The sequence below is a fragment of the Rhodoferax sp. TS-BS-61-7 genome, from assembly GCF_002943465.1.
Lineage (GTDB): Bacteria > Pseudomonadota > Gammaproteobacteria > Burkholderiales > Burkholderiaceae_C > Allorhodoferax.
This window is the reverse complement of the sequence record NZ_PTQY01000003.1, coordinates 556,617-570,981: the sequence shown is the minus strand read 5'-3', so window position 1 is coordinate 570,981 and position 14,365 is coordinate 556,617. Positions and strand designations below refer to the sequence as shown.

Here is a 14,365-nt window from a genome sequence, read left to right as displayed (position 1 = left end):
TCACTCGCCCTTGCGCTGGCGCAAGCCGCTGCGGGCTCAGGCGTGGCGCGCGTGCTCCACCTTCAGGCACTTGTTTTGCACCACCCGCAGGCCGGCGGCACGCGCCTTGGCTGCGGCCACCTCGTGCGCAATGCCCAGTTGCAGCCAGAGGGCGGGCGCGCCAATGGCGATGGCTTCGTCCACCACGGGCGGCACGTCCTCGCTGTTGCGGAACACATTCACCAGGTCGATGTGTTCGTGCTGCGCGGCCTCGCTCAGCGTGGCATAGGCCTTTTCGCCCAGGATTTCGCTGGCATTGGGGTTGATGGGCACGATGCGCCAGCCGTGCGCCTGCATGTACTGCGCCACGCCAAAACTGTCACGGTGGGGCTTGGGCGACAGGCCCACCACGGCCACGGTCAGGGGCTTTGCCACCAGTTCGGCAATTGTTTGGGTTTCGGTCAGGGCAGCGTTCATGGTTTTACAGGGTGGCAATGGCGCTGCGCAGCTCGCCGGGTGTCAAGATTTCGGACAGCACCACCGGCGCCTTGCCCGGGGCATACAGCACATACACCGGCACGCCGCTGCGGCCCAGCGCCTGCAGGGCCTGGGTGATGGCGGGGTCGCGCCGGGTCCAGTCGGCGCGCAGCAGCGTGACCTGTTTGGCCGCCAGGTCGGCCTGCACCTCGGCGTTGGACAGCGTGGTCTTCTTATTCACCTGGCAGGTGATGCACCAGGCTGCGGTGAAATCCACAAACACCGGTTTGCCCTGCGCCAGCGCCGCCGGCACGCTGTCCGCCGTCCAGGCTTGCCAGCCGGGTTGGGAGGGGCCCGCAGACGCTGTGCTGGCCGCCTCAGCATCCGAGTTCATGGCATATTGGCCACTAGCCCACGCAAACACTGCGCAAGCAGCTATGGAAATGGTAGCAAGCAGGGTGCGGCTACGCCCTTGCAGGCCCAGCGACCAGACCAGCATGCACAGGCCCAGGATCAGCAGCAGCAGGCTGGCCGCGCCGTCCACGCCACTCAGGTGGCCCAGCACCCACACCAGCCACACCACCGTGGCCGCCATGGGGAAGGCCATGAAGTGGCGCAGCGTGTCCATCCACGCGCCGGGCCGTGGCAGCCAGCGGGCGACAGACGGCACCCAGCTGGCCAGCAGGTAGGGCAGCGCCAGGCCCAGGCCCAGCGCCGCAAAAATGGCCAGTGCCTGCGCGCCCGGCAGCGTGATGGCGTAGCCCAGCGACGCGCCCATGAAGGGTGCGGTGCAGGGTGATGCCACGGCCACTGCCAGCACGCCGGACAAAAACGCCTCACCCACCGGATGCCGCAGCTGCAGCGTGGCCAGGCGCTGCGGCAGCACGCTGCCCACGTTGAGCCAACCGGCCAGATTCAGCGCAATCAGCGTGAACAGCAGCGCCAGCGCCACGACCACGCCGGGTGTCTGCAGCTGAAAGCCCCAGCCCAGTTGCTCGCCCCCTGCGCGCAGCGCCAGCAGCAGGCCGCCCAGCGCCAGAAACGACAACACCACCCCCGCCGTGTACGCCAGGCCCTGGGCGCGTTGGGCAGAGCGTGACTGGCCACTCTGCGTGGCAAAGCCCAGTACCTTGATGGCCAACACCGGGAACACGCAGGGCATGAGGTTGAGGATCAGCCCGCCCAACAGCGCCGTGGCCAGTACCCACAGCAGGCTGCCGGGCACGGCAGGGGCGCTGGTCTGGGCCTGTTGGGCGTTGGCCGCCAATGCGGCCTGCAGTGCGGCGGGCACTTCGGCGCGGGCGGCGGTGGCGGGCCAGCTGCCTTGTACGGTGGCCTCGGCACGCAGGCGCTCGTTGCCCAACACCAGCACCCAGGCCACAGTGCTGGGGCTGGTGTAACGCTGGGCCGAGTGCGGCACCTGGGCGGTCCACACGCCGTCTTGCCAGCCTTGGGTGCCTGCTTGGTCCGCGGCACTGGACTTCACCCGATCACCCTCCCCGGGCAGGGCGGGGGTGTGCAGCAGCTCGTGGGTTTCGGGGAAGGCGTTGATGGCCTTGCCGCGCCAACTGGCTGGCAAGCCGCTCACGCGCAGCGCCACGCCGGTGTCGGACACCGTGGCCTGGACGGGGCCGGCAAACGGTTTGGGGGCAGCGGCCCAGGCCGCCTCAAAACTGGCCCGGTGCAGCGCAGTGGAGCCACGCAGCGGCAGGCGCAGTGCAAATTCACCTTCTTGCGGAATACATTCTTGGCGGCACACCAGCCAGCTGGCGGATAGGCGCACTTCTAGGTCCTGCGCCAGGCCGCTGGGGCGGAAGTCGGGCGCAATCGTCAGCGGCAGCGGCAGCAGCACCGTGCCTTCAAATCCCAGGTTGGCCAGGCTGCCGATAGCAATCTTGTGCGGCGTGGGCCAAGCAATGTCGCCTGCCGTCACGCCCGCAGGCAGAGTCCAGGTCAGCGTGGTGGGCAGGCCGGAGTCGCCGGGGTTTTTCCAGTAGGTGTGCCACTGGGGTTGGTGCTGCAGTTGCAGGCCCAGCCATACCTGGGCGCCCGGCGCCACGCCCTGGGGCGCGTAGGCCAACAGCTCGGCGCGCACCTGTTCGGTCTGTACCACCGCCGTGGCAGCCCCGGTTTTTGTGTCAAATTGGGCTCTAGCCCCCGTAGATATTGCGCAAGCAGCTATTAAAAAGAGAGCGATTCGGGTACGCCAAAGGGCGGGGCGAAGGGATCGGAAAGAAAACAAGGTCATTGCGGGGTGGGAGCTGCGGCGAGCCCAATAGTTCCGGGGGCGTTCAAGCGGGTGGGGTGGTGGCGGTAAATACAGTAGGCAACTTGCGGGGCGCATGGATGCGCAGCTGCTTGTTCACATTTTCCTGGCCAAACACCACCGTGATGTCGGACACAGCCACGCCAAACAAGGGTGCTAAAAAGCGCACCATGTGGTCTGTGGCTTTGCCGTTCTGCGGCGCTGCGGTCACGCTCACCTTGAGTTGGGTGCCTTTGGGTTTGCCAATGGCGTCTTTGCTGGCGGCGGGTTTGCCCAAAATATTGACGATCAGGGTGTCCCCCTCCCAGGCAAAAAAGGAGTCGCCGGTGGCATTGCGGGGGCGCGGGGCAGACATGCGCGCATCATAGTGGGCGCCTTGCGCATGCCTTTTGCTTGACCGGGGCCAAGGTGGGCGTTGATACTTTGCCCAGAGCACCATAGCTTTCATCACCAGGGAGTGAGCAGTTTTGCCCCAGCCAGCCGGTTTTGCAGCGCGTTTTCCCGTCCTGTCCTTGCGCCAGACGCTGATGCTGGGGGTAGCGCTCGGCATTTTGTTGCCGGCGCTGTTTCTGGCGTATTTCCAGGTCACTGCCAAGCTCAAGACCGAGGTGGCCCTGCGGGTGGAGGCGCCCATGCGCCAGTACGCCGAGGTGCTGTCGCGCGGCATGGCGGTGGCGGTGTGGAACCTGGACCGCGGCGTGGCCAGCGAGCTGGTGGACGCGGTGATGCGCAACCCCGATGTGGTGAGCGTGACCGTGACCGACGAGTTTCAGGATGTGTTTGTGCGCAAGCACAACGATGCCTTGCCGCCAGGCACCACGCTGAGCGACCAGCGCGACATCATTTACAACGGCACCCGGGTGGGCCGCCTGACGGTGGAGATGACCTCTCAGCGTATTGAGCGCGAGATGCGCCAGGACCTGCTGCGTTTTGGCCTGGCGCTGGTGTTGCAAATGGCGTTGGCCTTTTTGGTGATCTGGCCGCTGTTCAACCGCCGCGTGCTCAAACCCCTGCTGGAGCTGCGTGAAGACGCTCGCCGCCTGGCGCGCGGCGAACTGGCACTGCCGCTGTCGCCCCAGCGCAAGGACGAGATGGGCGAGCTGGCCCACGCGCTGGACACCATGCGCACCGACTTGGCCGCCCTGATGGCCGAGCGCGAGCAAAAAACCCAGGCCCTGCAGCTGGAGCTGGCCGAACGTGAGCGCACCGAAGAGGCGCTGCGTGTGAGCCAGACCAAATTCAAGGCGATTTTTGACGCCTCACCCGTGTCCATGTCGGTGTCGCGTGTAGGCACTGACGATATCCAGACCATGGATGTGAACAGCGCCTGGGTGCGCGTGTTCGGGCTGGACCGGGAGGTGGCCATTGGCTCCAATGGTGCGCGTACCGGTATCTGGAAAGACGTGGCTCAGCGCGAAGAGGGCAACCGCATCCTGCAAGAACGCGGCGAGTTGACGGGCTACCGCGCCTGGATGCTGCACGGCGTGACCCGGGCCGAGATGTTGTGCGAGTTGTCGGGCCGCATGGTGGTGTTGGGCGGGGAGCGTGTGCTCATCATGGCGTTTGACGACATCACCGCCAAACACCGCTACGAAGAAAACATCCTGCAGCTCAACGCCACGCTGGAACACCGTGTGCAAGAGCGCACCCAGGAGCTGTCTGCCACGCTGGCCCAGCTCACAGCGGCCCAGGGCGAGCTGGTGCGGGCCGAAAAAATGTCGGCCCTGGGTTCGCTGGTGGCCGGCATTGCGCACGAGCTCAACACCCCCATTGGCAACAGCCTGACCGTGGCCAGCACCTTGCAAGACCACGCCAACAGCTTTGCCAATGGCATGGCCCAGGGCCTCACGCGCAGCCGGCTGGAGGAGTTTGTGGGCAACACCCGGCAGGGGGCCGGCATTCTGATGCGCGGCTTGCAACACGCCGCCGAGCTGGTGTCCAGCTTCAAGCAGGTGGCGGTGGACCAGACCAGCCTGAACCGCCGCAGCTTCGACCTGCAGGCCACGGTCAGTGAGATCCTGCTCACCCTGGGGCCCACCATCCGCAAATCCAACCACCAGGTGGACTGCGACATTGCCGAGGGCATCGTGATGGATAGCTACCCCGGCCCGCTGGGCCAGGTGCTGACCAACCTGATCAACAACGCGCTGCTGCACGCCTTCGAGGGCATGGAGCGCGGCACGGTGCAGGTCAGCGCCGCCCTGACCAACGACGGTGCGGTGCGCCTGCTGGTCAGCGACAACGGGGCCGGTATTCCGCAGGCGCACCTGGCCCGCGTGTTTGACCCCTTTTTCACCACCAAACTGGGCCAGGGCGGCAGCGGCCTGGGCCTCAACATCGTCTACAACCTGGTCACCAAATCCCTGGGGGGCACCGTGCATGTGGCCAGCAGCCCCGGCCAGGGTGCCACCTTCAGCATGGTGCTGCCGCGCAGCGCCCCGGTGGTGGCGTTTGACCAGCCCGAGCCCGAAGCCCTGGCGCGTTAGCCTGGCCTAAGATAGGCGCATGCAAAACCCTTCCCGTTTTTGGGCCGACTGGAGCACGCGCGACTTTGCGCAGTGCCAGACCGATGGCCGCCTGGGCGCCACCATCGCCGTGTTGCCCGTGGCTGCCACTGAGCAACATGGCCCGCACCTGCCGCTGCGGGTGGACACTGCCCTGGTGGACGGCGTAGTAGCCGCCACCGTGCACCACATTCCGGCGGACGTGCCCGCCCTGTTTTTGCCTACCCAGGCGGTGGGTTTCAGCCCCGAACATGCGCGTTTTCCGGGCACGCTGACGCTGAAGGCCGAAACTGTCATTCGCCTGTGGACCGAGCTGGGCGAAAGTGTGGCCGCCACGGGGGTGAAGAAACTGGTGCTGCTCAATTCGCATGGCGGTCAGGTCGGCCTGCTGGACGTGGTGGCGCGTGACCTGCGCGCGCGGCTCGGCATGCTGGTCTACAGCGTGAACTGGTTTGGCCTGCCGCTGACCGGGCCTGCTGGCGAGGATGTGAACGCCTTGTTCAGCGCGCACGAACACCGCTTTGGCATCCACGCGGGGGAGATTGAAACCTCCATGATGCTGGCGCTGGCGCCCGAGCAGGTAGCCATGGCCCAGGCGCAGAACTTTGCGTCCACCTCCGAAGACCGCGCCAAAAAGTTTGCCATTCTGGGTAATGGCAAAAGCGCCAAGCTGGGCTGGCAGATGCAGGACTACAACGCAGCCGGTGCCGTGGGCAATGCTGCGGCCGCTACGGCCGAGAAAGGCCGTGCCGTGCTCGATGCCGCAGGCCGCGCGCTGGCGCAAACGCTGGCCGAGATCCACCAGCTGCCGGCCGACACGCTGCGCAACTAAGCCTTACTTCGGCGCGTCCAGCACCAGCCGCATGCCCACCAGGGTGTAGCGGGTCTGGGGTGAATTCCAGTTGCGGTAGCTGGAGCGCGCGTACAGCGACCAGGTGTGCCACGAGCCACCGCGGCGCACATACACATGGCCCTCGCTGGGCCCCTGCGGGTCTTTGGCGGGGGAGTGTGCGTAGTAGTCCTCGCCATATAAATCGTTGGTCCACTCCCAGGCGTTGCCGTGCATGTCGTACAGGCCAAAGGCATTGGGCCGGAAGCGGGCCACCGGGGCGGTGAAGGCAAAACCGTCATCACCCGCCAGCGCGTTGGCTGCGAACTTGGGCCATAGCGGTTTGGCACTGGCGTCAAAGGTGTTGGCCACCTTCAGCAGCGTGCGCGGGTCGTCACCGCTGTGGTAACGCGTGCGGGTGCCGGCGCGGGCTGCGTACTCCCATTCGGCCTCGGTGGGCAGGCGGTAGTGGCGGCCTTCCTGCTGGCTCAGCCACCGGGCCAGGGCCTGTGCGTCGTTCCAGGTGATGTTGACCACCGGGTGCTTGTCGTCCTGTGCAAAGCCGGGGTTGCGCCAGCTGTAGCGCGGGTCGCGACCTTCAAAGGCATCGCCGCGCACACTTTTTTCAGGGTCGTAGTCGGCGTTGTAACCGTAGCCGCCGGTGCCGTCCGCCTCGGACTCCGGCACGTAGTGGGAGGCTTGCACAAAATGGCGGAACTGCCCCACGGTCACCTCGGTCTGTCCCACGTAAAACGCTCGGCTGATGCGCACCCGGTGCACCGGGGCTTCGTCTTTCAGGGCTTCCAGGCGCTCGCGCTCGGCCAGGGGGTAGGCCTTTTGCAGGCGTGTCATCGGCTCATGGCTGCCCATGTGGAAGGTGCCCGCGGGAATGCGCACCAGCGTCATGCCCAGGCTGTTGGTGAGTTTGCGGGGCTGGGCCGGCGCTGTGGTTCCAGTCGCAGGCAAGGCCAGACAGGCCAGCAGGGCGCACAGCAGGGTGGTACCGGGGGCGGGGGAAGGGGGCATGGGACGCAACATGCGGCCCATTGTGGCAGCGCCGCAGCCCTCAGGCGCCGAGGGCATCCACCAGGGCCGGGGTCAGGTCGTGCAGCGTGCTGATGTGTGCATGCGCCAGCGCTTGGGCGGCGGCGTCCAGCGGAAACTCCGGGCAGGGCGCGGCAATGGCCCACATGCCGGCGGCGCGCAGGGCCCGCAGACCGCTGGGTGCGTCTTCAATACCTGCGGCATGCTCACCCGTGGTGCCCAGGCGCTGCAGGCTGCGCAGGTAAATCTCGGGGTGGGGCTTGCCGTGCTGTACATCGTCGCCACACAAGATGCTCTGGAAATATGGGCCAAAGCCGGTGCTGGCCATCGCGCACTCCACCAACACGCGTGGCGAACCCGAGGCCAGCGCCACCGGGTAACGCGCGGCCAGGGCTCGCAGCGCCGCCGCGGCACCAGGGCGTTGCGGCAGGTCCTGGGCAAACGCCAGCAGCACACGCTGCACGATCTCCTGTGCCAGCTCGGCTGCACTCAGGTGCGTGATCTGCAGGCGCAGGCGCATGCGGGCGGACCAGTCGGGGGTGCTGCGGCCCAGCAGGTCCATCTGGTCGGCCTCAGTCCACTGCTGGCCGCGCTCGGCGGCGTAGTCCGCGCGCACGCGGCGCCAGATGACCTCGGAGTCAATCAACACGCCATCCATGTCAAACACCACAGCGCGCACCGGTCCCCGCATGGCTTAGGCGCGGCCGTGGGACACGCGGGACTGGCGGGCCAGCGAATCCACGATGACCGCAATCGCCAGCACACCGCCGGTGATCATGTAACGCAGCGAGGACGACAGGTCCAGCAAGGTCAGGCCGCTGGAGATGGACTGGATCACGATGATGCCCAGCAGCGCGGAGTAGGCGCTGCCCCGCCCGCCAAACAGGCTGGTGCCACCAATCACCGCGGCGGCAATGGCGTTAAGGTTCACATCGCCCGTGCCGGCTTGTTGGCTGGCCGATGCCAGGCGGGCCGAAGCCAGCACACCGCCAAAGGCTGCCAGTACCGCGCACAACACAAAGGCGCTGGAGTACACGGCCCGCACGTTGATGCCTGCGCGGCGTGCTGCTTCGCGGTTACCACCCACAGCGTGGACCATGCGGCCCCACTGGGTGCGGGTGAGCAGGTAGTTCAGGCCGACCACCAAACCAATGAAGATGCCAAACAGCCAGGGAATGCCGCGGTCCTGGTAAAAATACAGCGCAATCAGCTCCAGCACCACCGTGGGGGTGACGGTGCGGAACAGCAGGTGCCCCAGGGACTCGCCCGACAACCCGGCGGCACGGCGGCGTGCGGCGGTGCGGTAACCCGTCACAAACATCACGATGCCGGCGAGCAGCACCACGCTGTAGGCAAAAGCTGCCGGCATGAAAAGCGACTGACCCAGGTTCACCAGCGGCGAGCCGTACGGCAGGTTGATGGAGCCGGTGCCGCCCAGGATGTACAGCTGCGCACCCAGAATGGCCAGCAGGCCGGCCAGGGTGGACACAAAACTGGGCATGCCAAAACGGTTGAACAGCTGCGCGTAGAGCAAGCCAATCACGGCGCCGGTAGCCACCGCCGCAGCGATGGCCAGGCCCACGGGCCAGCCCTGGTTGACCCAGAGCACGCCCACGATGGCGGAGGCAAAACCGCTGACCGAGCCGACCGACAGGTCGATCTCGCCCACCATCAAGATGCACACAATGCCCAGGGCGATCACACCGATGGTGGACGCATCGAACAGCATGTTGATCAGGTTGGTGCTGGACAGGAAGATGGGGTTGATGCTCTGGAACACGGTCCAGATGATGGCCAGGCCCACGATGACGGGCAGTGAGCCGAGGTCGCCGGAGCGCACGCGGTCAATGAAGGTGCGGATGGCGCCGCCAATGCCGCTGTCGACCTGGTAACGCTCGTCGCTGCGGTCCAGCAGCGCGCCGGCGGGGGCGGTGGAGGGAGTGGGAGTGGTCATGCTTGTGCGTGCTCGGTCGGGGTGGATTGGGATTGGCGGCGGTGGGAGCGGCGGGACACTGAGTTGTCAGAGGCACCGGTGATGGCACTCACCAGCTCCTGGTTGGAGGCGTCGGGGGCAAACACGCCGTTGTTCTTGCCCAGGCGCAGCACCACAATGCGGTCGGCTACGGCGCGTACGTCTTCCATGTTGTGGCTGATCATGACGACGCCCAGGCCCTTGTCGCGCACACGTTCAATCAGGTCCAACACCTCGGCAGTTTGGGCCACGCCCAGCGCGGCCGTAGGTTCGTCCAGCAAGATGAGCTTGGGCTCCATCAGCAGCGAGCGGGCAATGGCCACCGTCTGGCGCTGGCCGCCCGAAAGCGACGCCACGGGAATGCGTACGCTGGGGATGCGGGCCGACAGCTCGTTGAGCAGTTTCCAGGCCTTGACCTCCATGCTCACCTCGTCCAGTTGCAGGGGATTGAGTTCTTTGCCCAGAAAAATATTGGCCACCACGTCCAGGTTCTCGCACAGGGCGAGGTCCTGGAACACGGTGGCGATACCCAACGCCAGCGAGGCGCCGGGATCGGCCAGGCTGACAGGCTGCCCACAAAAGGTCATGGTGCCCGCGGTGGGCTGGTGCACCCCGGACAGGATCTTGACCAGGGTGGATTTGCCCGCACCGTTGTCGCCAACCAAGGCAACGACCTCTCCCGCATGGACGTCGAGATCGATATCGGTCAGCGCTGCCACAGCGCCGAAGCGCTTGGAGACTCCACTAAGACTAAGGACAAGTTCGCGCGCGGGAGCGGGTTGTTGCAATGGTTGTGCTGTCATGGTGGTTTACTTGGTGATGCCGAGTTTTTTGCAGCCTTCTGCGTAACGGTCCACGCAGAGTTCGGCCGCGGTCTGGATCGGCTTGCCGCTGACCATCTTGTCGATGATTTCGGCCTTCAGGTTCGCCGCCGTCACCACTGCAGGGGTGAACAGCTGCGAGGGGGTGTCGTACAACATCATCTCGGCCTTGGGCGTTTCACCGGCCAACAGTTTCACGGCCACTTGCGCCGCAGCGGCGGCCACAATTTCGCTGGGCTTGGAGATGGTGTTGAACTGGTCACCCGCAATGATGAGCTGCAGCGCCGCGATGGTGGCGTCGTTGCCGGACACGGGGGGCACGGGGTTCATGCCTGCGGCCTTGAAGGCGGCAATCGCACCACCGCCGGTGCCGTCGTTGGCAGCCACCACGCCGACAATCTTTTTGCCGAAACGCGAGATCTGGCCGCTGGCCCACTGTTGCGCTTTGGCGGGCACCCAATCAGGCGTGTCGTACTCGGCCAGGATTTTGTAGCCGCTGTTGTCCAGGCTGGAGTGGATGCCCTTCTTGATCAGGCCAGCGGCCGCGTCGGTAGGCGAGCCATTGATCTGCAACAGGCCCACGTCTTTGGGAGACACACCTTTGGCCTTGAGGTGGGCCACCAGGGAATCGGCAATGGCCTTGCCAATGCCTTCGTTGTTGAACGACACATAAAAGTCGGCCTTGGCAGCAGGGATGGGGCGGTCATACGCAATCACCTTGATGCCCTTGGCCTGTGCGGCTTTCACCAGCGATGCGGCGGCGGTGGAGTCCACTGGGTCCAGCACGATGGCCTTGGCACCTTGTGCGATGACGGAGTTGAACTGTTGCTGCTGGCGCGAGGCATCGCCGTCGGCGTTTTGGTACAGCACTTCGCAGGCGGCGCAGAGTTTTTTCATCTCGGCCACGAAACCGGGGCGGTCGTGCTGCTCGTAGCGGGTGGACGACTGGTCGGGCATCAAGAAAGCAATCTTGGCCGGGGCAATGGTTTGGGCGTACAGGGCGCTGGCGCCCAGGACAACGGTGGTGAGCGCGGCGGCGCGGGTGAATTTCCAGGTACTTACTTGCATGGTCATCTCCAATATATTTAGTGTCTCAAAGCAATACAAAAGCAGGCGGGGCAGGGGCATGGGGTGTTGGTGGGGTGCATTCTCCTCAGGTTGGGGCTAAAGGGCTGCCACGCAGGCGGTGCATGGCGGGTTGCAGGGCGGGGTACAGGTCTACGTACTGGGCGAACAGGTCGCTGTAGGCGACGTGGGCGTGTGGGTTGGGGGTGGTGCGAGGCACCGGCGTGACCCAGCCCTGGCGCACCGCGTCGGCGTTGATGAGCCCGGCGCCATAGGCCGCCAGCAGGGCTGCACCCAACGAGGCTTCCACGTCTTCTTGCAGCGTGTAAACCGGGCGGCCGGTCACGTCGGCAATGATCTGCATCCAGAGGTTGGAGTGGCTGGCGCCCCCCACCACCACCAGACGTTCGTCCAGCGTGGCAATGCCGTCCAGGCCTTTGACGCCGGCTTCGATGTTGTGGCGCAGCGCGTAGGTCACGCCCTCCAGCACTGCGCGGTACAGGTTGGGCCGGCCATGGTGCAGGCCCAGGCCAATGAAGGCACCGCTGGCCTTGGCGTCCCACACGGGGCTGCGTTCCCCCATCAGGTAGGGCAAAAACAGCAGGCCGTCGCCGCCCGGGGGCAGGGGCGCCGCGTCTTTTTCCAGCAGGCTGTGGGGGTCCACGCCCTGGGCTTTGGCGGCGGCAATCTCGGCCTGGCAAAAGGTCTCGCGGAACCAGGTGACCGAGGCCCCGGCGGCAATGGCGCCGCCAAACACATACAGGTCCTGGGCGCCGTTGAACACGTGCGGCATGCTGATCAGGCCGTGGCGCGCGTCCACACTGGGGCGGATGGTGCCCCAGCACATGCTGGTGCCCATCATGGCCACGTGCTTGCCAGGCTGTGCCGCGCCCGCGGCCAACGTGGCCACGGCGGCATCCACACCACCGGCCACCACCGGGGTGCCGGGCTGCAGGCCCAGGCGCGCGGCCCAGTGGGGCAGCAGCGGGCCCACCACATCGCTGGATTCGACCAGGCGGTTGGGCATCATGTGGCGCGGAATGCCCAGCATCTGTAAGGCCTCGTCGGACCAGGTGCGGGCTTTCACGTCGTAGACGCCACCGATGTTGCCGGCCGAGCTGTGGTCCACTGCCACGGCGCCGGTCAGGCGCGCATTCACATAGCTGTTGGGCGGCAGGAACTGCTGGGTTTGGGCCCACACGGCAGGCTCGTTCTCGCGCAGCCACAGCATCTTGGTGTAGCCGTAGTAGCTGTCCACGCCGTTGCCGGTGATATCAAAGAGGCGTTCCAGGTCCACATGCTTGCGCACCCAGGCCACTTCGTCGTTGGCACGGCGGTCCATCCAGATCAGGCAGGGATACAGGGCCTTGCCCTGCGTGTCCACCGGAATGCCGCTGCCGCCGTACAGGCTGCTCACGCAGACAGATTTGATAGCAGCTTGCGCAATACTGGTGCGGGCTAGAACCCCTTTTATGCATATTTCTACTGCTTCCAGCCACACATCGGGCCACTGCTGGGCCCACAGGGGTTTGGGGGTCTCCACCTGGTAGGCGTGGGAGTGCTGGGCCACGATGGCACCGGCGGTGCTGACCAGCACAGCCTTGGTGCTCTGGGTGCCGATGTCGACACCAATGACGTAAGCAGCGGTGGTCATGCTCACAGGTCCACGCTCAGCGGCAGGATCACCAGGTCGCGGATCACCACATTGCGCGGGCGCGTCAGCATGAACATCACCGAGTCCGCCACTTCCTTGGGCTGCATCAGGCTGCCATTGGCCAGGGCTTCTTCCATCTTGGCCTTGGGCCAGTCGTCCAGCAGCGCGGTGACCACGGGGCCGGGCGCCACCGCACCGATGCGTACGCCGTGCGGTGCAATCTGGCGGCGCACCGTGTGCACAAAAGCTTGCACCGCGAATTTGGAGGCGGTGTAAATCGGCTCCCACACCACGGGCACGATGCCGGCAATCGAACTGGTGACGATGATGTCGCCCGTCTTGCGGTCTTTCATATGCGGCAGCACCGCCTGGATGGAGCGGAAGCAGGCGTTGATGTTGAGGTTGAGCATGCGGTCCCAGGCGTCCGGGTCGCCGGTGCTCACGTCGCCGCCGATGTAGGCGCCGGCATTGGCGTGGAAGATGTCCAGCTGGCCAGCGCGCGCCAGAATGGCCGGCACCATGGTGGCAACGCTGGCGGGATCCAGCAGGTTCACGGTGAGCGGAATGGCGCGCTCGCCCAGCTCGGCACATAGCGTCGCCAGCCGGTCCGTGGCGCGGTCCACCAAAAACACGGTGGCACCCGCATCCAGCATGGCGCGTGCACATTCCAGGCCTATGCCGGAGGCGGCGCCCGTGACGGCGGCAACTTTGCCGTGTAGTGCGAGTGTTTCTGTGCGATCTGGGTTCATGGTGAGGCAGTGGTTAAGAAAAATTCGGACAAAGCGCTCCCCGGGCCGCCAGCGGCAGCCGAATTTGGAGAGAAGGTGGGTGGGGGCGGTGCCGGGGCGTTAGCCCATGGCCTCACAGTCGTCGTTCAGGCGGTAGTAGCGCCTGAAGCGCGACGGTGGCATGTTCTTCTGCGCCAGAAACTGGCGGTTGAAGTTGGAGACATTGTTGAAGCCGCAGGCGTAGCAAACATCGGTGACCGGCGTGTCGCTGGAGATCAGCATCTCGCAGGCCTTGTTAATGCGCAGGCGGTTCAGGTACTGGATGAAGGGCACGTCGGTGTGGCGGCGGAAGAAACGCGAGAACGCGCTGGGCTCCATGCCCGCGTAGCGCGCCAGGTCGGACTCGCTGAGCTGCTCTTCCAGGTGCTCGGCCAGGTAACTCAGCACCTGGTTGATGGTGGACGACTGGTAGCCCTGTGGGTCGGGCCGGAAGGTGGGCGTGGCCAGCAGCGTGCTGTCGTGCGCCGTGGCCAGTAGCTCCAGCAGCGACAGAAACTTGTGCACGCGCTGAAAACCCTTGGCGTGCAGCAGCTCCTTCAGCAGGGGCTCGGCCTTGGCGGACGTGACTTTGGAAAACAGGATGCCGCGTTGCGAATCGGCCAGCAGGCGCTCCAGTTGGCCCAGCTCCGGGAAGGCCTCGATGCCGCCCATGATGCTTTTGCCAGAGAACTGCAGCACCACACAACGCTCGGGAACGGGCTGGTTGTCCGGCACTTCGCTGATCCAGTTGTGCGGCACATTGGGGCCCACCATGTACAACTGGCCGGGCTCAAAAGTGCCTGTGTGGTCGCCCACATAAAAGCGGCCTGAGGTGTGGGTGACCAGGTTGAGCTCGTACTCGGGGTGGAAGTGCCAGCGCACCGTTTCGTACGGGTAGCCGTGTGTCCATACCTTGAAGGACTCTTGTTCCTGTATCCCGACCAATTCCAGGTAAGGGGCCATTGCCAGTCTCCAATTCGTTGTTGC

The 14,365-nt window shown here is 65.5% G+C and carries 13 protein-coding genes; 2 read left to right on the top strand and 11 right to left on the bottom strand.

What is annotated here, in order from left to right:
* Nucleotides 1–36: 36 nt before the first annotated feature.
* Genes C5F53_RS11430 through C5F53_RS11420 form a run of 3 tightly spaced genes read right to left on the bottom strand, consistent with a single transcriptional unit; the run spans nt 37 to nt 3,077 of the window.
* Entirely contained in the window at nt 37–456 is a 420-nt protein-coding gene (locus C5F53_RS11430) for a CoA-binding protein (RefSeq protein ID WP_105261477.1), read from the bottom strand.
* Between the two features lie 4 nt (nt 457–460).
* The gene (locus C5F53_RS11425; protein ID WP_105261476.1) at nt 461–2,704 is read right to left on the bottom strand and encodes a protein-disulfide reductase DsbD; all 2,244 of its coding nucleotides are present in this window, start codon (nt 2,702–2,704) and stop codon (nt 461–463) included.
* A 43-nt stretch (nt 2,705–2,747) separates the two neighbouring features.
* The gene (locus C5F53_RS11420; RefSeq protein ID WP_105261475.1) at nt 2,748–3,077 is read right to left on the bottom strand and encodes a DUF167 family protein; all 330 of its coding nucleotides are present in this window, start codon (nt 3,075–3,077) and stop codon (nt 2,748–2,750) included.
* Between the two features lie 112 nt (nt 3,078–3,189).
* Between C5F53_RS11420 and C5F53_RS11415 the strand changes: the two genes are divergently transcribed.
* Complete coding sequence (locus tag C5F53_RS11415) at nt 3,190–5,208, top strand: ATP-binding protein (RefSeq protein ID WP_105261474.1); 2,019 nt, start codon at nt 3,190–3,192, stop codon at nt 5,206–5,208.
* Nucleotides 5,209–5,227: 19 nt separating this feature from the next.
* A complete protein-coding gene (locus C5F53_RS11410) occupies nt 5,228–6,058 on the top strand; it encodes a creatininase family protein (RefSeq protein WP_105261473.1) in 831 nt (276 codons plus the stop codon).
* 3 nt (nt 6,059–6,061) lie between these two features.
* Here the strand turns inward: C5F53_RS11410 and C5F53_RS11405 are convergent, their stop codons facing one another.
* The 8 genes from C5F53_RS11405 to C5F53_RS11370 all read right to left on the bottom strand — a co-directional run bounded on the left by C5F53_RS11405 (nt 6,062) and on the right by C5F53_RS11370 (nt 14,341).
* Nucleotides 6,062–7,081 (bottom strand): formylglycine-generating enzyme family protein, encoded by a 1,020-nt coding sequence (locus tag C5F53_RS11405; RefSeq protein ID WP_105261535.1) that lies wholly within the window; start codon nt 7,079–7,081, stop codon nt 6,062–6,064.
* Between the two features lie 40 nt (nt 7,082–7,121).
* Nucleotides 7,122–7,790, bottom strand: a complete 669-nt coding sequence (locus C5F53_RS11400) for an HAD family phosphatase (protein ID WP_105261472.1) — start codon at nt 7,788–7,790, stop codon at nt 7,122–7,124.
* Nucleotides 7,791–7,793: 3 nt separating this feature from the next.
* Nucleotides 7,794–9,053: a sugar ABC transporter permease gene (locus tag C5F53_RS11395; RefSeq protein WP_105261471.1), complete on the bottom strand. Its 1,260-nt coding sequence runs from the start codon at nt 9,051–9,053 to the stop codon at nt 7,794–7,796.
* Entirely contained in the window at nt 9,050–9,874 is an 825-nt protein-coding gene (locus C5F53_RS11390; RefSeq protein ID WP_105261470.1) for an ATP-binding cassette domain-containing protein, read from the bottom strand. Before C5F53_RS11390 ends, C5F53_RS11395 begins: the two co-directional genes overlap by 4 nt.
* Nucleotides 9,875–9,880: 6 nt before the next feature.
* Nucleotides 9,881–10,960 carry a sugar ABC transporter substrate-binding protein gene (locus C5F53_RS11385; RefSeq protein WP_201740835.1) on the bottom strand — a complete coding sequence of 360 codons (1,080 nt, stop codon included), beginning with the start codon at nt 10,958–10,960 and terminating at the stop codon, nt 9,881–9,883.
* A gap of 85 nt (nt 10,961–11,045) precedes the next feature.
* Entirely contained in the window at nt 11,046–12,611 is a 1,566-nt protein-coding gene (locus C5F53_RS11380; RefSeq protein WP_105261468.1) for an FGGY-family carbohydrate kinase, read from the bottom strand.
* Nucleotides 12,612–12,613: 2 nt separating this feature from the next.
* Nucleotides 12,614–13,360: an SDR family oxidoreductase gene (locus C5F53_RS11375; protein ID WP_105261467.1), complete on the bottom strand. Its 747-nt coding sequence runs from the start codon at nt 13,358–13,360 to the stop codon at nt 12,614–12,616.
* Between the two features lie 99 nt (nt 13,361–13,459).
* Nucleotides 13,460–14,341 (bottom strand): AraC family transcriptional regulator, encoded by an 882-nt coding sequence (locus C5F53_RS11370; RefSeq protein ID WP_236635346.1) that lies wholly within the window; start codon nt 14,339–14,341, stop codon nt 13,460–13,462.
* Nucleotides 14,342–14,365: the final 24 nt, after the last annotated feature.

Coding starts and splice junctions, on each gene's coding strand:
- C5F53_RS11405 (WP_105261535.1), bottom strand. CDS start 7,081: ATGCCCCCTTCCCCCGCCCCCGGTACCACCCTGCTGTGCGCCCTGCTG.
- C5F53_RS11420 (WP_105261475.1), bottom strand. CDS start 3,077: ATGTCTGCCCCGCGCCCCCGCAATGCCACCGGCGACTCCTTTTTTGCC.
- C5F53_RS11425 (WP_105261476.1), bottom strand. CDS start 2,704: ATGACCTTGTTTTCTTTCCGATCCCTTCGCCCCGCCCTTTGGCGTACC.
- C5F53_RS11380 (WP_105261468.1), bottom strand. CDS start 12,611: ATGACCACCGCTGCTTACGTCATTGGTGTCGACATCGGCACCCAGAGC.
- C5F53_RS11400 (WP_105261472.1), bottom strand. CDS start 7,790: ATGCGGGGACCGGTGCGCGCTGTGGTGTTTGACATGGATGGCGTGTTG.
- C5F53_RS11385 (WP_201740835.1), bottom strand. CDS start 10,960: ATGCAAGTAAGTACCTGGAAATTCACCCGCGCCGCCGCGCTCACCACC.
- C5F53_RS11375 (WP_105261467.1), bottom strand. CDS start 13,360: ATGAACCCAGATCGCACAGAAACACTCGCACTACACGGCAAAGTTGCC.
- C5F53_RS11370 (WP_236635346.1), bottom strand. CDS start 14,341: ATGGCCCCTTACCTGGAATTGGTCGGGATACAGGAACAAGAGTCCTTC.
- C5F53_RS11390 (WP_105261470.1), bottom strand. CDS start 9,874: ATGACAGCACAACCATTGCAACAACCCGCTCCCGCGCGCGAACTTGTC.
- C5F53_RS11395 (WP_105261471.1), bottom strand. CDS start 9,053: ATGACCACTCCCACTCCCTCCACCGCCCCCGCCGGCGCGCTGCTGGAC.
- C5F53_RS11410 (WP_105261473.1), top strand. CDS start 5,228: ATGCAAAACCCTTCCCGTTTTTGGGCCGACTGGAGCACGCGCGACTTT.
- C5F53_RS11430 (WP_105261477.1), bottom strand. CDS start 456: ATGAACGCTGCCCTGACCGAAACCCAAACAATTGCCGAACTGGTGGCA.